The sequence below is a fragment of the Shewanella livingstonensis genome (genome assembly GCF_003855395.1).
Taxonomy (GTDB): domain Bacteria; phylum Pseudomonadota; class Gammaproteobacteria; order Enterobacterales; family Shewanellaceae; genus Shewanella; species Shewanella livingstonensis.
In genome coordinates, this window is the sequence record NZ_CP034015.1 from 3,110,908 (window position 1) to 3,133,059 (window position 22,152).

The 22,152-nt window shown below is 41.6% G+C and carries 16 protein-coding genes; 6 read left to right on the plus strand and 10 right to left on the minus strand.

Going from position 1 to position 22,152, the window contains the following annotated elements; translation table 11 throughout:
• Window positions 1-634 precede the first annotated feature (634 nt).
• Complete coding sequence (gene rhlP, locus EGC82_RS13445; protein WP_124731214.1) at window positions 635-1,471, minus strand: rhombotarget lipoprotein; 837 nt, start codon at window positions 1,469-1,471, stop codon at window positions 635-637.
• A 320-nt stretch (window positions 1,472-1,791) separates the two neighbouring features.
• On the opposite strand from rhlP, the gene EGC82_RS13450 reads away from it, so the two are divergent.
• The 4 genes from EGC82_RS13450 (at window position 1,792) to EGC82_RS13465 (ending at window position 10,248) form a co-directional block, all read left to right on the plus strand.
• Window positions 1,792-2,865, plus strand: a complete 1,074-nt coding sequence (locus EGC82_RS13450; RefSeq protein ID WP_124731215.1) for an efflux RND transporter periplasmic adaptor subunit — start codon at window positions 1,792-1,794, stop codon at window positions 2,863-2,865.
• Between the two features lie 12 nt (window positions 2,866-2,877).
• Window positions 2,878-6,129, plus strand: coding sequence for an efflux RND transporter permease subunit (locus EGC82_RS13455; protein WP_124731216.1), 3,252 nt, complete (start codon window positions 2,878-2,880; stop codon window positions 6,127-6,129).
• Window positions 6,126-9,191, plus strand: a complete 3,066-nt coding sequence (locus EGC82_RS13460) for an efflux RND transporter permease subunit (protein WP_124731217.1) — start codon at window positions 6,126-6,128, stop codon at window positions 9,189-9,191. The genes EGC82_RS13455 and EGC82_RS13460 overlap by 4 nt, the downstream gene beginning before the upstream one ends.
• 172 nt (window positions 9,192-9,363) lie before the next feature.
• Window positions 9,364-10,248, plus strand: coding sequence for an MBL fold metallo-hydrolase (locus EGC82_RS13465; RefSeq protein WP_124731218.1), 885 nt, complete (start codon window positions 9,364-9,366; stop codon window positions 10,246-10,248).
• Window positions 10,249-10,364: 116 nt separating this feature from the next.
• Here EGC82_RS13465 and EGC82_RS13470 read toward each other — a convergent pair whose 3' ends face one another.
• From EGC82_RS13470 to EGC82_RS13490, 5 genes are all read right to left on the minus strand, one after another.
• On the minus strand, window positions 10,365-11,096 hold the full coding sequence (locus tag EGC82_RS13470; RefSeq protein WP_124731219.1) for a BUD32 family EKC/KEOPS complex subunit: 732 nt from the start codon (window positions 11,094-11,096) through the stop codon (window positions 10,365-10,367).
• Between the two features lie 349 nt (window positions 11,097-11,445).
• Window positions 11,446-11,622, minus strand: coding sequence for a Trm112 family protein (locus tag EGC82_RS13475; protein WP_124731220.1), 177 nt, complete (start codon window positions 11,620-11,622; stop codon window positions 11,446-11,448).
• Complete coding sequence (lpxK, locus tag EGC82_RS13480; RefSeq protein WP_124731221.1) at window positions 11,612-12,619, minus strand: tetraacyldisaccharide 4'-kinase; 1,008 nt, start codon at window positions 12,617-12,619, stop codon at window positions 11,612-11,614. Before lpxK ends, EGC82_RS13475 begins: the two co-directional genes overlap by 11 nt.
• A 16-nt stretch (window positions 12,620-12,635) precedes the next feature.
• A complete protein-coding gene (msbA, locus tag EGC82_RS13485; RefSeq protein WP_124731222.1) occupies window positions 12,636-14,438 on the minus strand; it encodes a lipid A export permease/ATP-binding protein MsbA in 1,803 nt (600 codons plus the stop codon).
• Window positions 14,439-14,475: 37 nt separating this feature from the next.
• Window positions 14,476-16,845 carry a DNA internalization-related competence protein ComEC/Rec2 gene (locus EGC82_RS13490; RefSeq protein WP_164839136.1) on the minus strand — a complete coding sequence of 790 codons (2,370 nt, stop codon included), beginning with the start codon at window positions 16,843-16,845 and terminating at the stop codon, window positions 14,476-14,478.
• 160 nt (window positions 16,846-17,005) lie between these two features.
• Between EGC82_RS13490 and EGC82_RS13495 the strand changes: the two genes are divergently transcribed.
• Window positions 17,006-17,515, plus strand: coding sequence for a DUF2062 domain-containing protein (locus EGC82_RS13495; protein ID WP_124731224.1), 510 nt, complete (start codon window positions 17,006-17,008; stop codon window positions 17,513-17,515).
• 184 nt (window positions 17,516-17,699) lie between these two features.
• On the opposite strand, the gene EGC82_RS13500 is transcribed toward EGC82_RS13495, so the two are convergent.
• From EGC82_RS13500 to EGC82_RS13515, 4 genes are all read right to left on the minus strand, one after another.
• Complete coding sequence (locus EGC82_RS13500; protein WP_124731225.1) at window positions 17,700-17,939, minus strand: DUF3624 domain-containing protein; 240 nt, start codon at window positions 17,937-17,939, stop codon at window positions 17,700-17,702.
• Between the two features lie 210 nt (window positions 17,940-18,149).
• Window positions 18,150-19,391, minus strand: a complete 1,242-nt coding sequence (gene lolE / locus EGC82_RS13505) for a lipoprotein-releasing ABC transporter permease subunit LolE (RefSeq protein WP_124731226.1) — start codon at window positions 19,389-19,391, stop codon at window positions 18,150-18,152.
• Entirely contained in the window at window positions 19,388-20,092 is a 705-nt protein-coding gene (gene lolD / locus EGC82_RS13510) for a lipoprotein-releasing ABC transporter ATP-binding protein LolD (RefSeq protein ID WP_164839221.1), read from the minus strand. The genes lolE and lolD overlap by 4 nt, the downstream gene beginning before the upstream one ends.
• Window positions 20,093-20,100: 8 nt before the next feature.
• Window positions 20,101-21,345, minus strand: a complete 1,245-nt coding sequence (locus tag EGC82_RS13515; RefSeq protein ID WP_124731228.1) for a lipoprotein-releasing ABC transporter permease subunit — start codon at window positions 21,343-21,345, stop codon at window positions 20,101-20,103.
• 157 nt (window positions 21,346-21,502) lie between these two features.
• Between EGC82_RS13515 and EGC82_RS13520 the strand changes: the two genes are divergently transcribed.
• The gene (locus EGC82_RS13520; RefSeq protein WP_124731229.1) at window positions 21,503-22,102 is read left to right on the plus strand and encodes a hypothetical protein; all 600 of its coding nucleotides are present in this window, start codon (window positions 21,503-21,505) and stop codon (window positions 22,100-22,102) included.
• The last annotated feature ends 50 nt before the right edge of the window (window positions 22,103-22,152 follow it).

The following is a 22,152-nucleotide window of genomic DNA, read 5'->3' on the forward strand; positions in this document are numbered from 1 at the left end:
GATTCATTTTATGCTGCGACATATTCAGTTGCTACCACAGAAGGAGATAACTCAAACAAAGATGCAACATTTCCGCTTGCTAAACTTTGTTTAATTTTTTTAGGTGTCAAGATTAAATGGAATTAGTACTAGCACGAATAGCTTGAAGCGGGTTACCAAACCCATCCTATCGGGCAGGGCTAGATCGCGAACGTTTTACGAACAGTTTCAGTGTTTTTATTAAACTACATTTGTTAGGAATGTTATCAGTTCATGAATGATAGGAAGTGATTCTATATTGAAATTATTCATTGTAAGCAAAAAACACACTAATGCGGTTGCCCTGTCCCATTGGTATTGTTGAACAATGTTTGATTGATTATCGGCACTGTTAGCGTTTTTCTCAGGCAAGCCAGTATGACTATTACTGATTAACTGACTTATTTTGTTATAGCTAAACTGCCTCACCTCTGGCTTGTGATTAATATGCTCAGAAGATTGACCATCCACAGGGCTATCGTTTCAATCAAAAAACCTCACGTTTGTCACATTATTATGATTCATAATAAAAAGATTAACCTATTGAACATATTGTTAATATCTTGTTACAACCTTTCTCCTGCGTACAAACTTACCCTAGCCAAATCAACTCGCGTTATATGTCTTTATGTCGTCTTAATCTCACGAGTAAACTCATCAATATTAGTAAGCTAAACGTAATATCAACTGCCCCGCCGTTATAATTACTTCTGTGCTCGACGTTGGCAATGTTGTCTTCTTTTACTCTGACTTTAAATCGAGCTAACTCATTATCTAAGTTCTTGCTCATATCTGTGACTGCCAAGTCAAAACCTTCGATCGACTTTTCCGCTAGGGTTTCGTCGATGCCAATAGCAGTAGTCCGTTTCTCAAGCTTACTGATCCCCGGTGCTCTGAAAAGCATTTTCCGGCTTTTAATATCAAACACCGCAGTATCGACAAAGGTTTGCACTGTATTTTCATTGCCCGGGATCACATACATTCCCACAATGGTCCAATACAAGAGCGCTGCATTATTTTCAACAGATTGAGTTACCTGATCATACGACACTAATGCCATGACATCGACATCATATAAACGACCGACTTGCTCAAGTGTATTAAACCCTTCACCACCAGCAAGATACGTACTCGGAATAACCTCAATTCGGTCAATATAATCATATTGCACAAAAGCCGCTTTGACTTTTTCGAGGAGTTCATATTGATCTTTATTATGAATGGCCTGATTGTTCCGGCCTGTTGATGGTACAAAGGCAATACCCACTTTTACTGGCAATGTAAGCACAGGGATTTCGGCACTATGTACCGCTCGGTCTTCTTTATTGGGATACAAAAAATCCATTAAACTGCTGGACACAGACTGTTTACCCGACTGCTGGCTAACCAACATGCTGCATGAAGACAATAGCAATACTGAGATGATCGTGAACAACCATGTTGCTGTTTTCATTTACGTTTCCTTTTGTGATTATTTCCATTTTTTTGATGTAGATAGTTAATTCAATTTTTACAACTTAAGCATGCCTGAATAACTAAACACACCACAAGTTAATTAATTTAACCAATTTAACATTGTCAATCTAACCAACTTCGTAACAAAGTGCCAGTAACATCATGTTATATAACAAATATATAACTGGCACAATATATGCTTTGTTATATTTAATTAACATCTGTTACAAATGAGAACGTGACGTTTGAACGCTTAGGAATAACATAAGCTCACTGACGTCATTTAATTCTAAAAAATATAACACTGGCAGGTACCGCATGGATAGGTTCATCAGCGTAAAAAAAATGGCAATCCCTTTACTTTGTCTTGCAGCTCTTAGCGGTTGTACTGGCGAAGAAGAGCAAGTAAAAGAAGAACAAAAATTTGCGATTCCGGTTGAAACGGCACGGGTAACCACAGGCAATGTGTCCTCCTTTTACAGTACTACCGCAACACTTGAAGCACCGGAAGAGTCCCATGTGATGAGCAGAATTGCAGGGATAATCGAAACCATAAATGTTGAAGAAGGTGACCGAGTCACTAAAGGTCAAATCCTAGCGGTGATTGATGCTAAGCGACAACGTTATGACTTCAATCGCTCTGAAGCCGAAGTGCAGATTATTCAACAAGAATTGAATCGCTTGAATAAAATGATTAACAAAGAATTTATTAGCCAAGATCAATTGGCCAAACTTGAGTTTAATCTGCAGGCGGCGAAGGCGCAACGAGACTTAGCCGAACTACAAGTTAAAGAAAGCCAAATTACCTCACCCATTAATGGGGTTATTGCCGAACGTTATGTTAAAACGGGCAATATGGCTAAAGAATTTCAAGAACTATTTTATGTTGTTAACCAAGACCAACTTCACGGTATATTACACCTACCGGAACAACAACTTGCTAGCTTACGTATTGGGCAACAAGCCAGTATTATCCAACAACACCAAGGCACTGCATCCAACATTATCGATGCGAAAGTACTGCGTATTAGCCCTGTTGTCGATGCACAAAGTGGTACTTTTAAAGTGACCTTAGCAGTGCCAAACCAAGATGCAGCATTAAAAGCCGGCATGTTTACCCGCGTTGAACTTAAATACGACACCCATCAAGACGTACTTACTGTGCCTTATAACGCATTAATTAACCAAGACAATACACAAGCTTTATACGTAATTAAAGACACTAAAGCACAGCGACGAGAAGTGAGTTTAGGCTTTCGTGAAAATAATACGGTTGAAATTTTATCGGGCGTTGAAGCGGGCGAACAAATCGTCATCCGCGGCCAGCAAAATCTTAAAGATCAAGCTCTGGTAGAGGTTATTACCCCACTTAGCTTCGCTGCTATTCGATAACGGAGCGGGATAATGTCGATAATCAATACGTCTGTTAAACGTCCTGTCACTGTGTGGATGTTTATGTTAGCTGTGATGCTTTTTGGAATGGTGGGGTTTTCTCGTCTTGCAGTAAAGCTGTTACCCGATTTAAGCTATCCCAGTGTCACTATCCGTACTGCATATGATGGTGCGGCGCCAGTTGAAATTGAACAGCTGGTGTCAAAACCAATTGAAGAAGCCGTTGGGGTAGTCAAAGGTTTACGCAAAATAAGCTCAATTTCGCGTTCAGGTATGTCTGATGTGGTGCTCGAGTTTGAATGGGGCACCAACATGGACATGGCCAGCCTTGAAGTACGTGAAAAAATCGATACTATCGAGCTGCCACTAGACATCAACAAACCATTACTACTGCGTTTCAATCCTAATCTTGATCCCATCATGCGCTTAGCATTTTCAGTACCTAATGCTGATGCAGAACAATTAAAGCAAATGCGTACCTTTGCAGATGAAGAGTTAAAACGTCGCCTAGAAGCGTTATCGGGCGTTGCAGCTGTTAGATTGTCAGGGGGGTTAGAGCAAGAAGTTCATATTGAGTTAAATCAACAAAAATTAAGCCAACTGAATCTCAATGCCGATCAAATTAAGCGCCGAATTAACGAAGAAAACATTAACCTATCAGCAGGTAAAGTGATCCAGGGTGACAAAGAATACTTAGTCAGAACCTTAAACCAATTTAACTCGTTAGAAGAATTAGGCCAAGTTATTATCTATCGTGATGGGCACACTTTGGTCAGATTATCTGATATTGCACAGATTAGTGATGCCTATAAAGAACGCAGTGATATTACGCGCATTGGTGACGTAGAATCGATTGAATTGGCTATATACAAAGAAGGTGATGCCAATACCGTTGCTGTGGCACAAAAATTACGCACTGAGCTTGAAAGAATTAACCAAGCTGATGAACAGAACCAATTAAAGGTTATTTACGACCAATCTGAGTTTATCGAAAGCGCAGTCAATGAAGTGACCTCCGCCGCATTATTTGGCAGCTTACTGGCAATGCTGGTTATTTACCTGTTTTTACGCGACATTATTGCTACGCTTATTATTTCTATCTCAATCCCCTTTTCAGTTATCGCCACATTCAACATGATGTATTTTGCTGATATTAGTTTAAATATTATGTCGTTGGGCGGTATTGCATTAGCGATTGGTTTGCTGGTCGACAATGCCATTGTGGTATTAGAGAACATTGACCGTTATAAATCTCAAGGCATGAGTAAAATTGAGGCTGCGGTCATCGGCTGTAAAGAAGTCTCTGGTGCTATTTTTGCTTCAACCCTTACCACACTGGCCGTATTTGTGCCTTTAGTGTTTGTCGACGGTATAGCAGGAGCCTTATTTGCAGACCAGGCGCTCACGGTCACCTTTGCCCTACTTGCCTCATTATTTGTCGCCTTAACCGCCATTCCTATGCTGGCTTCGCGTCAAGGTTTTACCAGCTTGCCGCAACCTATTGAAGTCGCCCAAAAACCTAAACCCACTAGCCGAAAAGGGAAAGTGGCCTACTACTTACTGGCTGTACTAAGCTTTCCCTTTAAATTACTGTTTAGCTATTTACCCGCAGGATTATTAACCGCCATTATTGTCATCAGTCGTTTTGTGAGTAGCGTGTTTGGCTTGTTACTCAAACCAATTTGTGCTGGATTTAATTTCATTTACCGCCTAGTGGAATCAATCTACTACCGCGTACTTCATCACGTCCTGCGCCACCAAGTATTAACCCTTGTGATAGCACTAGTCATTACATTAGCTTCAACTAGTCTACTGCCTAAACTCGGGGTCGAGCTTATTCCGCCAATGAATCAAGGTGAATTTTATGTCGAAATACTATTACCACCGGGCACTGAGGTCAGTGAAACGGATGCGGTATTACAACAGTTAGCCTTGTCGATTAAAGACAGAGAAGATGTTAAACATGCCTATAGCCAAGCTGGTAGCGGCGGATTAATGACATCAGATACTGCTAGAGGTGGTGAAAACTGGGGTAGATTACAAGTGGTACTAGCTGACCCTTTAGCCTTTAATGCGGTGAGTCTTATACTGCGCAATACCGCCAGAAATATTCCTGAACTGGAAGCTCAAATTGAGCATCCTGAATTATTCAGTTTCAAAACCCCGCTTGAAATTGAGTTATCGGGTTATGATTTAGCTCAACTCAAACAAAGTGCAGACCAACTGGTTAAAGCTTTGTCTGGATCAGACCGCTTTAGTGATATTAATACTACCTTACGCGATGGCCAACCAGAGATCAGTATTCGCTTTGACCATGCCCGTTTAGCTGCGCTAGGCATGGATGCGCCGACCGTTGCTAACCGTATTGCCCAACGTGTAGGTGGCACTATTGCCAGCCAGTTCACGGTACGCGATCGTAAAGTGGACATTTTGGTGCGCAGTGAATTAAGCGAACGCGATCAAATTAGCGATATTGAATCGTTAATCATTAACCCAAATAGCGCCCAACCTATTCCATTAAGTGCCATAGCCACCATAGACTTACAAATTGGGCCATCGGCGATTAATCGTATCAGCCAACAACGTGTGGCTATCGTGTCATCTAATTTAGCCTACGGTGATTTAAGCGAAGCGGTGCGCCAAGCTCAGCAAATATTGAATCAGCAGCAATTCCCAAGCTCAATTCAAGCCAGATTTGGCGGCCAAAATGAAGAAATGGAACAATCTTTTGACTCATTAAAAATTGCCCTCGTTCTGGCCATCTTCTTAGTTTATTTAGTGATGGCGAGCCAGTTTGAATCTTTGTTGCACCCGTTATTGATTTTGATTGCAGTGCCAATGGCCGTGGCTGGCAGTATTGTGGGTTTGTTTATTACCGGTACCCATTTAAGTGTGGTGGTGTTTATTGGCCTAATTATGTTGGCAGGTATTGTGGTCAATAATGCCATTGTATTAGTGGATCGCATCAACCAACTACGCCAAGAAGGCATGGATAAGCTCACGGCAATTAATCAAGCAGCACAATCGCGTTTACGCCCTATCATGATGACCACGCTGACCACCACCTTAGGTTTATTACCAATGGCGATAGGCATTGGTGATGGTAGCGAGGTCCGCGCGCCAATGGCGATTACGGTCATTTTTGGTTTAAGCATGTCAACCTTGCTCACATTGCTGGTTATTCCGGCCTTGTACGCAATGTTTGATCGCAAACAATACAGCCAAAATAACCTTGAGCTCAACACTGCGGAGACGCCAGCATGAACATCACTCAACTGGCAATAAAGCGCCCCGTAACCACCTGCATGTTTTTCTTGGCTATTATGTTATTTGGTATGGCGGCAAGTCGAATGCTGCCGCTAGAAATGTTTCCTGGGATAGATATACCGCAAATTGTGGTGCAAGTGCCTTATAAGGGCTCTAGCCCTGCAGAAGTGGAACGCGATATCACCAAGGTGCTTGAGGAGTCGCTTGCCACCATGAGCGGCATTGAGGAGGTACGGTCAGACTCAACCCAAGATGGCGCTTTTATTCAATTGAACATGAAATGGGGTGAAGACGTCGCCACTAAAAGCCTTGAAGCACGTGAAAAAATAGATTCAGTACGCCATTTATTACCCAAAGATGTTGAGCGCGTCATGATCCAACAGTTCTCAACCGCCGATATGCCAGTGCTCACTATACGTATATCAAGTGAGCGCGAACTGTCTAATGCATATGATTTACTTGAAAAACAGTTACGTAAACCACTTGAGCGGGTTGATGGTGTATCTAAAGTCACTCTTTATGGCGTTGAACAAAAGCAGATTGAAATCCGCCTTGATGCCGATAAATTAGTGGCATCAAGCCTTAATAGTCTCGACTTACGTTCGCGTTTACTGGCAGAAAACTTTGTCATCAGCGCTGGCACATTGAGAGAAGACTCGCGCGTATATCAAGTCTCACCCAAAGGTGAGTTTACCAGCCTTGATGATATTAATAATCTGGTGATTGTGCCGGGTATTCGCCTGCAAGATATCGCTATGGTGAGCTATGCCCTACCAGAAAAAAGAGAAGGCCGACATTTAGACCAAAAATATGCGGTCGGAATCGATGTATTTAAAGAGTCTGGCGCTAATTTAGTTGAGGTGTCAGATCGGGTTCTTAACGTTATTGAGCTGGTTAAGCAAGATCAGCAGTTTAATGGTATCAAGTTATTCATCATGGAAGACCAAGCCTATGGGGTTAAATCGTCTTTAAAAGACTTACTGTTGTCTGGATTAATGGGGGCAATATTATCATTTGGGGTACTGTATCTGTTTTTACGTAACCTGAAAATGACCTTAGTGGTTATCTCATCGGTACCAATCTCTTTATGTATGACATTAGCCGGGATGTACTTTTTAGGCTACAGCTTAAATATTTTATCAATGATGGGCTTATTATTAGCTGTCGGTATGTTGATTGATAATGCGGTAGTGGTCACTGAAAGCGTATTACAGGAAAAACAATCCGCACACATTGACGATACTTGCCAGAGAAAAGCTAACCAACAAGCCGTATTAACTGGTGTTGAAAAAGTCTCTTTAGCCGTTTTGGCGGGCACCTTAACTACCGCTATCGTGTTTTTACCGAATATTTTTGGCGTAAAAGTACAGCTGACCATCTTTTTAGAGCATGTTGCTGTCGCAATTTGTATCTCACTTGCGGCATCATTATTGGTTGCTAAAACCCTGATCCCACTGATGCTGAATCACTTTCATTTTAATGTAGAAACCACTAATGGCAATAATCGATTGGGGCGTTTTTATGAACGAAGCCTAAGCTGGATTTTAACACGACCAAAACGTTCTGGGGTTATCGCGTTGGCCATATTAGTGTCAACCGCATTGCCGCTAAGCATGGTGAAACAAGATCAAGGCGATGGCGAAGGTAATGACCGTTTATACATTAATTATCAGTTAGAAGGCCGACATAATTTAGCGGTGACCGAAGCGATGATTAATAGCATGGAAACCTACTTATACAGCAATAAAGATAAGTTCTACATTGATGCGGTTTACAGTTATTACGCGCCGCAAGATGCACAATCGACCATTTTATTGCAAAAAGACATCCCAATAGACATTGGTGAACTAAAGAAAATGATCCGCGAAGGATTTCCTAAGTATTCCATTGCCACGCCACAATTTGGTTGGGGCAACGAAAATAACGGTATTCGTGTGACGTTAACTGGACGATCAACAACCGAATTAATTCGTATCAGTGAGCAAGTAATGCCACTACTCGAAGATATAGAAGGCCTAGTCGATGTACGTTCTGAAGTAAATGGTTCACAACAGGAAGTTATTGTCGTCATTAACCGTGAAATGGCTGCACGATTAGATTTGACCTTAAGTGACATTGCATCAAACATCGCGATTGCCTTAAGAGGCTCACAGCTACGTTCATTCCGCCATGATCCTAGCGGCGAATTGCGTATCGAACTGGCCTATGACAAAAGCTGGCAACATTCGCTAGAAAAACTTAAACAACTGCCCATTATTCGCCAAGGCGACCGAGTCTACACCCTAGACAGTTTAGCTGAAGCTACCGTGGTACCTAGATTTGACACTATTCGTCATTTTAATCGCCAAACCGCATTATCAATTGGTGCAAATCTAGAAGACTTCACCACCGAAGAGGCACAAACAAAAATCACCCAAGTGATGGATTCTATCAATTTCCCAAATGGATATGGCTACTCCCTGCGCGGCGGGTTTGAACGCCAAGATGAAGACCAGTCAATCATGGCAGTGAATATGATTTTGGCCATTGCGATGATTTATATTGTTATGGCGGCATTATTTGAGTCACTACTGTTACCCACCGCTATTATTACCTCGATTATGTTCTCCATAACGGGGGTATTTTGGGCTTTGTGGTTAACCGGCACCCCAATGTCGGTAATGTCTATGATTGGTATCCTTATTTTAATGGGTATTGTGGTGAATAACGGTATTGTATTGGTAGACCAAATAAACCAAATGACACCCGATTTAGATAAGCTGAGTGACACCATTATTAGCGTGTGTATTACACGATTACGCCCGGTACTAATGACAGTAGCAACCACAGTACTGGGATTAGTTCCCTTGGCAATGGGAGATACTCAAATTGGCGGTGGTGGACCACCCTATTCGCCAATGGCAATTGCGATTATCGGTGGGTTAACTTTTTCAACGGTAACCAGTCTTTATTTAGTGCCGTTATGTTACCAAGCGTTATATCTCATGCGTCACAAAGCCGCGATAAGATTAGGACTATCGAACGCATTTGCCGGAAGAATACTGCCGTGGACCAAATAATCTCTGTACTTAGCACAAGTGTGAGTTAAGTCACCTACACTTATCAATTGGTGCTATAAGTGAAAGCATATTGATCCAGTACTATGTCGTTGTACTATAAGTGATCTACTTGTTAGGCTAGACAGTACTAATAACAATAAAACAATTGCTATGATAGCAATGAGGGATAGTCATGAAACTACGATTTCAACGTCACATCATCGGACTCAGCGCATTAACTTTACTGGCGTTAACTCAAACATCAGCCATTGCAGATGATAAATTTAACGATGTGATGATTAAATCCAAAAAACTAGATAATAACACTTACATGTTCATGGGTGCTGGAGGCAACATTGGCGTTTCTGCTGGTGGCGACGGTATATTGATTATCGACGATCAATTTGCACCATTAGCCGATAAAATTACTGCCGCACTTAATGAAATTCAGCCCGGTGTACCCAAATATATCGTTAATACTCATTATCATGGTGATCATACTGGTGGTAATGCTCATTTTGGCGAACAAGGTACAATCTTAGCCCATCATAACGTTCTTAAACGTCTTCAAGCAGATAGCACGACCCCAGCATCAGCATTGCCAGTTATCACTTTTGCAGAAAATATCTCAATCCACTTCAACCAAGATACCCTAGAAGTTATTCACCTTGGTCCAGGTCATACCGATGGTGATAGTGTCGTGATGTGGCAAAAAGCCAATATTATTCATATGGGCGATTTATACTTTAAAGACCGTTTCCCTTACATCGATTTGGAAGCTGGAGGGTCAGTAACGGGATACCGAGAAAACGTTAGCATAATATTAGACCGTTTAGACAACAAGACGAAGGTAATCCCAGGCCATGGCGAGTTAGCCGATAAAAATGCGCTGTTAAGGTTTAAGCATATGCTTGATGACAGCATTAATTGGATGCGCGGTGAAATTGAAATGGGTCGCGATTTGGCCACAATCAAAAAACAGGGTGTACCGGCAGAATATGCTAATTGGAGTTGGGCATTTATCTCCGCCGATAAGTGGATAGAAACCTTATATCAAGATTTATCTACCACACCTTAAGTGGGAGCCTCATCAAGGCTTATCAGTCAATATCATCCAACTTTAAATCAAAAAGCTTGCTCTTATGGGCAAGCTTTTCCAGTTAACTACTACGGTATTTGAGGGCTGAACAGACATTATGTGAGGGTTACAGGTGCCTGCCTAAAATGCCATAACACCCAATAGACAGGCTTTAAATCTTTGCCTCCTATATCTCGAAAAAGTCTAGCGAAATAATATAACCATTGCCATGAAGCTAAAAACTGCTTGGCTTGTTGCCATATTGCTTCTCCCCCCGCTAAACGATAACAATTAATAGCTTGGCTAATAACGCTATTATTAGGGCCAATATAACGATATAAGCTATGGATAAACACTAACAAATCACGAATTTGTTGCGAGATAAGTGATTTATGTTGTTGATTGGCTTCAAAATCAATAAACCTCACTTCACCAGCCTGCCAGCTAATATCACGCAATGCAGGACGCCCATGAGCGAACTGCATGCTGTGTAGCTTCGCTAAGGCTATACTGGCATCATTTAAAATGGGTTGCCATGAGGTTTCGTTAGTATGATCCAACACATGATTAATAGTATCGCCAACGTCTTCAACAACCATGTAACCAACACCAAAATCAACAACCGCAGGTACTGGTGCACCTAAATGGCTCAACACATTTAAGACACCAATTTCTTTATTCAATGCCGCTACTGAGTTTTGCTTTAATAACCGCATCGCCCCCGCTAGCTGCTCAACTTGTTTCAACCAATAACGCTTACCCTGATATTCGAATAACACCACACGTTCGCCAAGATGCTGGCGATAAACGTTAGCCACATGCTGTTGAAATTTATCATTCTCAGTCATAAAACAACCTAGTCAACGACTCACTATTACTGATGGCTAAATTATCTGCCTAACGTTTATAGAACTCAATGAAATCAATAGTTTTTAGCTCTTATTGATAAACTATTAGCGTTATCGCTAAACTCAAGACATACCTTGTATACATATTAAATACACAAAAAGCACATTCACCTATCTACTATAAATGTTATAAATGGTAAATTAGAAAACACTCATAATACCCTCCATAACAACATCCATAACAATACAGAAATTGATGATTTTAAAATATCTCGGTGATGAAAAGTCAACAAAAAAAGCGCCCTCTCGGGCGCCTAATCAATGTATATTCATTAGTAAGACTTTAACGTTATTCAGTAACCAAGCTTGTTGCACGGTTTTCCAGTAACACCGGAATACCTTCGGTAATAGGATACGCTAACTTATCAAACTTGCAGATCAGCTGTTGCGACTCTTTGTCGTATTCTAGCTGTCCTTTGCATATTGGGCAGGCCACAATTTCAAGTAATTTTTTATCAAATGCCATTAGACAGTCCTTTTTTAGTTTGAGCCACTTGTTGTAATTGGCTCAACAATACGTGATCAAATTCTGAGTTAAGCTTCGCATTTACAGGTAAATACCACCAGTTTGATTGTGCAAAATCGCGACATTTAACCGCATCTTTTTCAGTCATTAATAATGAATGTTGCACAGATAAAGCCTTTAATTGCTTTTCATCAAAAGCCTGATGGTCTGCAAACTCAACGGTTTGTACTATTCTATAGCCTAACTGGCTAATACTACTAAAGAAACGTTGCGGATTACCTATCCCCGCCATAGCCACTACAGTGTGCTGCGGGTTAAATTCATCGTCTCTGCTACTATCAACCTGACTAAGCGGCGCTGGAACAAGAGTCATCAATATCTCACCGTCTTTAGCTGGTCCGCCATTATTAATAATAAAATCAACCGAACTTAAACGTGATAAACCTTCTCGTAATGGGCCTGCAGGTATCAAATAATGGTTACCATAACGGCGTTCTCCATCCACTAAAGCTATTTCAATATCACGCCCTAGTGCATAGTGTTGTAAACCATCATCACTAATAATGACATCTACATTAAACTCCGTTAATAGCTTATTTGCAGCAGCAATCCTGTTAGCACCTACAACCATAGGTACATAAGTGCGAGCGACTATCATTGCCGGCTCATCGCCTACATCACTGGCTTTAGCATCGATATTAACAGCAATTACACCGTCAATATTAACTCCATAACCTCGGCTTATCACTCCAGGCTTATAGCCATGTCGGCGTAATAACTCGATTAAATAAATCACTGTTGGAGTTTTACCGCTGCCTCCAGCAGTAATATTACCCACGACTATCACAGGCACAGGTAACATTTGTACCTTTTTAAGGCCACAGCCAAACAGCCCTCGTCTAATAGAAGATAGTAGCCAAAACACCCCCGACAACGGCAGTAATAACCACTTAGCCTGATGACCTTGATACCAAATGCGATGAATAAGCTGTTGCATTAAAAGCACCTGATCATTATTGGCTAAACTGCATCAGGTAAAGATTGGCGTAAATACCCTCTTGAGCAATTAAGTCAGTGTGATTACCACGCTCAACAACCCGACCTTGATCAATAACCAAAATTTCATCTGCACTTTCAATGGTAGACAACCGATGTGCGATGACAATAGAAGTACGGTTATGGCGCAAATTATCTAGGCCTTTTTGAATCGCTTTTTCAGACTCAGTATCTAGGGCAGATGTGGCTTCATCTAAAATTAACACCGGAGCATCACGTAACATCGCTCGAGCAATGGCAATACGTTGACGTTGACCACCAGAAAGCAATACGCCATTCTCGCCTATTTGGGTGTCTAATCCTTTTGGCAAGGTATCAATAAATTCCATGGCATAAGCCAGTTCGGCAGCACGAACAATTTGTTCGCGTGTCACTTCGCCGGGATAAGCATAGGCAATATTATTGGCAATGGTGTCGTTAAATAAGGTCACTTGCTGCGACACTAACGCGACTTGATTACGTAGTGATTTTAACTGGTAATCATAAATACTGGTGTCATCAAGGCTAATATCTCCGGTCGATAATCCGCCGTAAAAGCGGGTAATTAAACTGGCGATAGTTGACTTACCAGAGCCTGACCGTCCGACTAATGCAATAGTTTTACCTGGTTTAACTTCAAAATCAATGCCGTTTAAAGCAGGCTTGTCTTGTCCAGGATAAGTAAAGGTAACATTTTCAAACCTTAATTTACCTTGAACGCGATCAATGCTAAACGGACCATTATCTGGCTCAGGTGGAGTATCTAATAATTCAAATACTGTGGTACAAGCAGCAATACCGCGTTGAAACTCTGCATTAACACGAGTTAAATTCTTAATCGGTTGTAGCATTGCTAACATGGCACCTAAAATAGCTGCAAACGTACCTGCAGTTAAATCCGTTTTCATGCTATCCCAAGTGGCTGCATACAACACAAACGCCAATGCGAAAGAGCCAATCACCATAATAAGTGGCTGACTGATTGACTGCGCCACTGCAAGCTTCATATTTTGATAACGGTTTTGGTCGTTAACTTGATAAAAACGATCAACTTCTGTTTTTTGGCCGCCAAACACTAAAACGTTTTTATGGCCCTTAATCATCTGCTCAGTCGTTGCGGTTACGCCGCCCATAGCAGATTGAATTTGCTTCGACACCTTACGAAAACGCTTACTGACAACACTGATAACGACACCCATAATTGGGCCTATCACCAAGATGCATAATGACAATTTCCATGAGTAGTAAAACATAATGCCTAACATGCCGATGGCGGTCATGCTGTCACGGACAATTGAAATTAACGCGCTACCGGATGCTCGAGCAATTTGTTCAGTGTCAAAGGTGACACGTGAAATTAAATTACCACTATTTTCGCGGTCGATATAACTCACCGGCAAACGCAGATAATGCTCAAACACTTGTTGACGCATATCCATGATGAGCTGAGCACTCATGTACGACACACAATAAGTCGACACAAAGTTGGCCACGCCACGCAAACTGAACATTAGAATAACAGCGATAGGCGCCATTAACATAATGTCATTATTGGCGTTAAACCCACCATGAGTCGGTAAATCGACACCGGCAACTATCGTTGGAGTTTGACTAAAGCCTTCATCAATAAAAGGTTTAATAAACGCGATAAACGCTGCATCGACAGCGCCATAGGTGATAAGACCAAGAACAGCCATAATAAACATGGCCTTCATAGGTACGACATAGGCCATCAAACGTTTGAAAACGACCCACATTTCATTTTTAGGTGATGCTGACATTGAATCCAATACTTAACTAGCAAACTTATCTAACATTCTACTCTGCTTTAAGTGACTCACCAAATCTAAACAAACGGTTATACCAAAATGGAGCAATTTGATGACGATAAGTGACGACTTTATAGCCTTCATGAGTAAAACTGATGCTAATTTGGCCCTCATGTCCCGTCTGTAATATTTTGCTGCCTCGCTGTAGATACCTTGCCACAACATCTGCTTTAGGGAAGCCATATTGGTTAGAAAAACCAGCAGTAAAAATCGCTAGCTGGGGATTAACACTATCGATAAATGCTGAGGTAGATGAGGTGCGACTACCATGATGCGGGACTAATAATATATCAGCTTTAATATCCACTTTGGCTGCGAGTAATGCCTGTTCTCGAGGGGCTTCAATGTCTCCGGTTAATAATACCGTTGACTGACCATCAGATAACTTAACTACACATGAGCGGTTGTTATCATTAGTGCTGGCCGTTAACGGATGATGAATAAAGTTTACATGAACACCACGCCAATCAAACTGTCCCTCGCAAGCTTTTACGACACGAGCCGACCCCGATAAAGTTGATGTTGATGTTAAGAAATCAGCAATCAACGTTGCCTGCGGAAATTGCGCTAATATCACATCCAACCCACCAGCATGATCATTATCATCATGGCTCACCACAACATAATCAATATTACTAATCCCTTTGCTTGCTAAAAAAGGCAGTATTGCACGCTGCGCATAACTAAATTCACCATAAGCTGCGCCAGTATCATAAATAATACCGTGCTGACCTTGTTGCAACACCAGCGCCATACCTTGAGCCACATCAATGACATGAAGTTGCCATGGCGCTGAGCCTACTGAAGACGATGGCGAAAATAACCATGTGTGATCCGTCATTAACTTATTCATCACGATTGGTAGCATAAGCACCCCGACCAAAATGCGATAAACCATCTTACGTTTGTAAGGCACATAACCGCGAAACATCAACAACATCAGCGCCAACATAAAAAACAATAATCCTGCCAGTTCCGCTTCCGTTAATATCAGCTGTTTTAATGGCAAATGATCGCTCAGCTGTAACAACCATGCAAATGGTTCAAGACTCAGATTAGCCCAATGAAACATCATCAAACCAAAATATTGTTGCGAGTCAGCATCAATACCTAATAACCCCATGATGCACAATGCCACTAGCCATAAGCAAAAACTCAACATGGTTAACGGAATAACCACTAGGCTAAACCAAGGAACAAGCAGCATGTTAAGCCAAATACTATGAGGTGAAATGCCACCAAATAATATGCCTTGTAACAAACCCAGTAACAGCGCTAAACGCCATTGAATAGACCACAAAACACTAAGTCCTTGCAGTACCTTATGCTTGACCTGTTTAACGTTGTGGATACATCGCACCGTTAAACTAGGTGCTGGAGCATCGATACCATAAGCAACAGGATCAGCATTCAACATAGACTGCTGATCAATTGTATTGGCTTTTACCGACAACAAAATAATCACTAACGCACCAAACGATAACCATAACCCTGCACCGAGCGACGCAAAAGGGTCTATTAGTAGCACAAAAAACAATGCGTATATTAACCGATCCCAATGATGGCTAAATTGTTTCATAAAACTGAATATGAGCAACAAAAATAACATCAACAATGCCCGTTGCGTGGCAATAGCAAAACCCGATAAATAGCCATAACCAAAAGTGAATAAAGCCGCAACTATCATTGCCAGTTGGATTTTACCCAAGTGTTGCCAACAAAATACATAACGGCTCAATCCAATTAATATGCCATAAAACAACCCAAAAACGACCGACAGATGTAATCCAGAAATCGCCACTAAATGCCCCGCCCCAGTCTGACGCAGCTGCTGCCATCGTGTTGTGGTTAACGCGCTTTTATCACCCACTATCAACGCTTGTAAAATATCGCCCTGAGCAAACTGTGCCAATATGGGTGATAATGCATCAATAACTTGTTGACGCGCAGACACTCTGTAACTGAGCAGTTCGGCTTGTTTAACACGACCTTTAGCAATAATGTGCTGACTAATGAAGTGCTTTTGCTGATTAAACCCGCCTTGGTTTTGAATGCTTGAGATCCCTTTTAACTTGGCACTAAATTGCCATATTTGCCCAACAACAATTTTCTCTGGCTTTTGCCATGTTAATCGGTAATATCGCTGCACATTATTAAGCGCCAAAGCCTCAAAAAAAGTATCTTGATCAAGTTCAGTCATAACGCGCACATCGAAACTAATCCAGTCGCTGTTTTGGCTAACTAGTGATACTATCTGCGCCTTAAACTCAATTTGTTGCGACTTTTCAGCATATTGATGCATATATAGACAATGAAAAAACAGGCTCAGCCAAATGACTGCTAATAAACAACCAGCCATAAGCGGCCCTTTGCGAAAGCAAATAAGCATAGCCAAGAATAAAATAGGCAAACACCATACAGGTGCCAGCGAAGGCCATAACATCGCTGATAAAGAACAGGCGCAAAAGCCATAGATAAATCGATTCATAATGAATTAGTTAAGACATTAATCGACAAATATGCCAAAAAAATTAATACAAAGATTTATGCCAAAACCAGAAACTCTCCGTGAACACAAGTATTTGCGGATGTTTGGCAAGCTATTACACAAACCAAATTTATGGGCATTAAACCGTAAGTCTGCCCCTGGAGCCTTTGCTGTGGGGCTATTTGTAGCCTGGATCCCTATGCCTTTTCAAATGGTGGTTGCTGCTGGATTTGCCATTTTATTTAACGTCAACTTGCCGGTTGCTGTAGCTCTAGTATGGATAACTAATCCACTGACTATGCCAATAATGTTTTATGGTGCGTACTTATTGGGCGCTAAAATTCTGGGCCACAAAGCACAAGCATTTCAGTTTGAAGCTACATGGGCATGGATTGAAGCTTCAATATCCACCATAGGTCCACCTTTTTTAATGGGTTGTTTAGCCTTAGGCATTGCATCAGCCTTAATCGGCTTCATTGTGATTAAAAGTATGTGGCGCTATTCAATTTTATTTAAATGGCAAAAGCGTAAAGGCCAGTAAGCCCCCAATAGATTGATCAACTTAATACCATTAGGGCCGCTTCTGCGGCCTTATTTATTGATAAGCAAAGGATATTAATTTATATTTGTGCTATTGGCTTGGCTATCGGTGAATATAAACTATTGGGTGGCTCAACATATACCTATGACGATAATTTATTAATAATACGCAGAAGGGATGTTGGTTATTGTTGCTTTGTAACCACTCGATAAGCCCACACCATCAAGTGCAGAATAAGTAAGCCGGTAAAGCTAATAGCAAAGAAAAGTAGCGCGATGGACTCGACCGTCTTGGGCGTATCGGCGTAGTAATACCACCACAGTGGCCAGGTGAATAAGCTAAGAGCCGTTAACTGCCACATGCAGCGTTTACAACGGCCAACTTTCTGTTTAAAAACCGAATCAGTGCATTGATGACAAGACATAACACACATCCTTTAAGCCATACACTGGCAGCAAATGAACTCACTAACGAGCAAACATGGCGTATTAATACTCATACGCCACCATGGCTCAACTCAGGTTATCTACGCTACCACTCAATGACTCGGTAATTCAATAAGCAACGATGTTACAGCAAAATTAAGCCCTAAAACCGAATGAAGCGCTACAACCAAGTGTTCATCTGCACCTAACTATCGGCCCGCTAATGCTGTCGCTGGGGCTATTTTAGTGGCTTTCCATGCGGGGTAAATAGTCGCAAGTAAGCTCATGACCAATCCCATAACAATAACCACTATCACATCTTGACCATGAAGCTGCGACGGTAAAAAGTCGATAAAATAAATATCTGACGCCAATAGTTGAATACCCAACAATTGCTCAAAGCCATTTGCTATCGCGCTCAAGTTATAGGCAAAAGCGACGCCAAGCATGCCGCCAATAGTGCACCCCATAAGCCCATTTAATGCACCCTGTAACATAAATATGGTCATTATAGCGCCACGACTGATGCCCATTGTCATTAAAATAGCAATTTCAGAGGCTTTATCACGTACCGCCATCACTAACGTCGACACAATGTTAAAGCACGCCACAGCAATCACCAGCGCTAATACCAAGTACATCACTAAACGCACCAACTGAATATCTTGATAGACATGCCCTTGTGAGCGAGTCCAATCATTAATGTATAAATATTGTTCTTGGGCGAACCCCAAATCACGAGTAATACTCGCTGCATTAAGTACATTAGCGACTTGAATGCGTACTCCGCTTACCGCAGTCTCTAGCGTTAACATATCAGCTAAATACTCCATCGATGTATACGCTTGGATTGATTCAATTTCCCCGCCGACATCATATACACCAGAGACCACAAACCGATGACTTTTAGCCGAGGTTAATTGACTGTTATTGGCATCTGGGGTGAACATAGCTAACGTGTCGCCGACATTAAGCTCTAATTTAGTCAATAAACTACGGCCTAAAACAATATTATTTTGCTCGCCCTGTAACGACTGCCACGCCTCTGTAGACATGTATTGGTTAATGCTCGACACATCAGCTTCATGGTTAATATCAATACCCGTGACCACCAGCCCTTGAAAACCACTCGGCTTTTGCACTAACCCTTGCAAGCGAATAAACGGTGCTACACCGGTAATTTGTGGTAAGTTTTGTGCGCTTTTAGCAATGACCTGCCAGTTGGCGATGGGTTCATTCACACCGACAAGTTCACCATGAGATGCCACGCCCAATAAACGTTGTTGCAATTCTTTTTCAAAGCCATTCATGGCCGACAACAACACAATCAGTACACCGACGCCTAACGCAATGCCCGCAGTTGAAGCAAATGAAATAAAACCGATAAAACGATTCGATTGCCTGGCACGAAAAAAACGCCAACCAATTGTTAATGGTAACCACTGACTCATTCTGCTTGCCCTGCATGATGAACAACTACTTGTAACACACCATCTTTCATGGTCAATTGGCGGTCCATTTTAGCGGCTAATTTATGATCATGAGTCACGACAACAAACGCGGTATCAAATTGCTGAGCCAGCTCGCGGATCATCGCGTAAACATTATCTGCACTACTGGCATCTAAGTTACCCGTTGGCTCATCAGCTAACACTAACTTGGGCTTGTTTATTAATGCCCGTGCTATCGCAACACGTTGACGTTCACCACCAGACAATTGCGCTGGGATATGCTGTAATCGATGCCCCAAACCAACACGATCTAGTAAGTTTTTAGCATCGACCAAAGCTTGTTTTTTATCTCTACCTTGGATAAATGCAGGCATAGCGACATTTTCAATCGCAGTAAATTCGGGTAATAAATGATGGAACTGATAAATAAAGCCTAAATCGTTATTACGTACTTGTGCTTGGCGCGCCGCAGACAATTTATATAAGTCTTCGCCATCAAGTAATACCGTACCCGACGTTGGCGAATCTAAGGTGCCCATAATGTGTAGCAAGGTACTTTTACCTGAACCAGAGCTCCCCACTATGGCTAATTGTTCGCCTTTATAAACCGTTAAATCGACTCCAGACAACACATGGGTAGTCACTTCACCATCATGATATTGCTTGCTGACATGATTAACTTGTAATAACGCGGTTTGTATTTGACTCATTATTCGTATCTCAAAGCAGTAGCGGGTTGAACCCTTGCAGCCGATAGCGCAGGGTAAAGAGTGGCAAGTAAGGTTATTAGTAGCGAGCCAACAATAATATAACTCATTTGATTTATCGACAATTGCACTGGTAATGTTTGCCCAACACCTAAAATAGAAACACCAAGACCAGATAGAATTTCATTTAAATTCAAGGCAACAGCAATACCAACAACCGTCCCTAGAATTAAACCTAGCAAAGCATTTAGTAATCCCTGCACAATAAATATGCCCATCACAGACGAGGTCGTGACACCTTGTGTTTTGAGTACAGCCACATCAGTGGTTTTATCGACCACCATCATGACCAATGCCGACACCATATTAAACGCGGCAACAGCAACGATTAAACTTAACATCAACGACATCATGTTTTTTTCCATCTTAACGGCCGAGAATAAGTGACCAAAGTCTTGGCGCCAGTCGCTGGTTTGGATTTCAATATTTTGTTTAGCAAAGCCAGCAACTACTTTGGGCGCGAGTGCTGGTGCAGAGAAAGGATCTTTTAAATACACTCTTAGTTCATTAATACTGTTGCTGTCTTGACGCATTAACTTACGCGCATCTTTATAATGTACATAAGCAACGCTAGAATCGACTTGCGAGCCCATTTCAAATAAACCGGCAACGGTAAACTTACGCTGACTCGGCACTGGGCCCATCGGCGAGTAAACCACCCCATCACCACTAAGCACCCTTACCTTATCACCGGCTTTTACCTCTAATTTGCGGGCAAGATCAGCGCCAAGCACAATCGAGTACTTACCAGCTTGTAAGGTAGAAAATGCATTAGAATATGTATGAGATGCAATACTAGACAAAGACTGTTCAAGTTCAGGATATACCCCATACATTTGTATAGCTTGAATATTACTGCTTGATTGGATCATCGCTTGGGTTGTTGCACTTGGTACAATGCCGCGAATATTTTGCAATAAATACTTATCCGCTAATAGACTTTGGGTACTTTGCTGCCAATCCCTAAATCCCATATCACTGCTTAAGGTCATTTGCGGCACCGCACCTAAAATCCGATTTTTTAACTGGCCTTCTAAACCATTCATCACCGAACTGACAACGATTAATGCCGCAACACCTAAAAAAATACCCGATACGGCAAAAAAGGTAATAAATGAGGCAAAAGCATTCGCTTTTCGGGCTCGCCAGTAACGGTAGCCGATAAAAAATGAAAATCCTAAATTCATAAAAAAATACTAATCCTGTGCGCCGATCCGGGCGTATAAGTCTAACAATCGGGCTAAATGACAACATGAAAACAACAAGCCAGCGTGTATGACTTGCTAAATCATTAAGTTGGGCACGATAATAGGGCTATTAGTGTGATAAATAAAGAGGCAAACCTTGATACCTGACAGCAATTCTTATTTTAGTGTGCCTCACCACTTTAATGTGTATTTAACTTCGTGGGATCCAAAGCAGACTTTGCCCTCAGATGACGAGCTTCGCGACATGCAATCAGTGGGGTTAAAACTGCTCACAGAAGTTAAAAGTCTTGAAGCTAATTGCTTACTGCAGCTGCGTAATTTAGACAATGATGCTAAAGCGGTGGTCGATTTTTTAAAACTACAGTCACGTAAAGTTGATTTAGTATTACAACATGTGCTTGAAAAAGAAGTTCAGGATGGTGAGTTATTTGCTGGTGATCAATTTGGTGGTAGTGGGGTTAGTATTATTTCATCACGCCCATTGATTATAAATGAGCATGTTAAAACCCACATTTATTTACACACAGAGTTAGTGGCATTATTGTGTATTTGCCAAATAAGAACCTGCACGCCTTTGGCAACAGATGATGCCTTAGAGACACCATTTTGGCGTTGTGAACTTGAATTTAGTCAAATACTTGATGATGATATTGAACAATTAGTCAAAGCAAGCTTGAATGTACAACAAAAAATGCTCAAAAAACGTAAACAGACTATCGATAAGCAGCGTAGCTGAAGCCTCGCCTCATTCAATACGACTTGATCGTCAACGGAACAGACAAAGAT

What these genes read in the sequence shown, in the direction of transcription:
- EGC82_RS13490 (WP_164839136.1), bottom strand. Translation starts at nt 16,845, where the DNA reads ATGGCTGGTTGTTTATTAGCAGTCATTTGGCTGAGCCTGTTTTTTCAT.
- EGC82_RS13475 (WP_124731220.1), bottom strand. Translation starts at nt 11,622, where the DNA reads ATGGCATTTGATAAAAAATTACTTGAAATTGTGGCCTGCCCAATATGC.
- EGC82_RS13450 (WP_124731215.1), top strand. Translation starts at nt 1,792, where the DNA reads ATGGATAGGTTCATCAGCGTAAAAAAAATGGCAATCCCTTTACTTTGT.
- EGC82_RS13455 (WP_124731216.1), top strand. Translation starts at nt 2,878, where the DNA reads ATGTCGATAATCAATACGTCTGTTAAACGTCCTGTCACTGTGTGGATG.
- EGC82_RS13495 (WP_124731224.1), top strand. Translation starts at nt 17,006, where the DNA reads ATGCCAAAAAAATTAATACAAAGATTTATGCCAAAACCAGAAACTCTC.
- EGC82_RS13500 (WP_124731225.1), bottom strand. Translation starts at nt 17,939, where the DNA reads ATGTCTTGTCATCAATGCACTGATTCGGTTTTTAAACAGAAAGTTGGC.
- EGC82_RS13460 (WP_124731217.1), top strand. Translation starts at nt 6,126, where the DNA reads ATGAACATCACTCAACTGGCAATAAAGCGCCCCGTAACCACCTGCATG.
- lpxK (WP_124731221.1), bottom strand. Translation starts at nt 12,619, where the DNA reads ATGCAACAGCTTATTCATCGCATTTGGTATCAAGGTCATCAGGCTAAG.
- EGC82_RS13470 (WP_124731219.1), bottom strand. Translation starts at nt 11,096, where the DNA reads ATGACTGAGAATGATAAATTTCAACAGCATGTGGCTAACGTTTATCGC.
- msbA (WP_124731222.1), bottom strand. Translation starts at nt 14,438, where the DNA reads ATGTCAGCATCACCTAAAAATGAAATGTGGGTCGTTTTCAAACGTTTG.
- EGC82_RS13465 (WP_124731218.1), top strand. Translation starts at nt 9,364, where the DNA reads ATGAAACTACGATTTCAACGTCACATCATCGGACTCAGCGCATTAACT.
- EGC82_RS13515 (WP_124731228.1), bottom strand. Translation starts at nt 21,345, where the DNA reads ATGAATTTAGGATTTTCATTTTTTATCGGCTACCGTTACTGGCGAGCC.
- lolE (WP_124731226.1), bottom strand. Translation starts at nt 19,391, where the DNA reads ATGAGTCAGTGGTTACCATTAACAATTGGTTGGCGTTTTTTTCGTGCC.
- rhlP (WP_124731214.1), bottom strand. Translation starts at nt 1,471, where the DNA reads ATGAAAACAGCAACATGGTTGTTCACGATCATCTCAGTATTGCTATTG.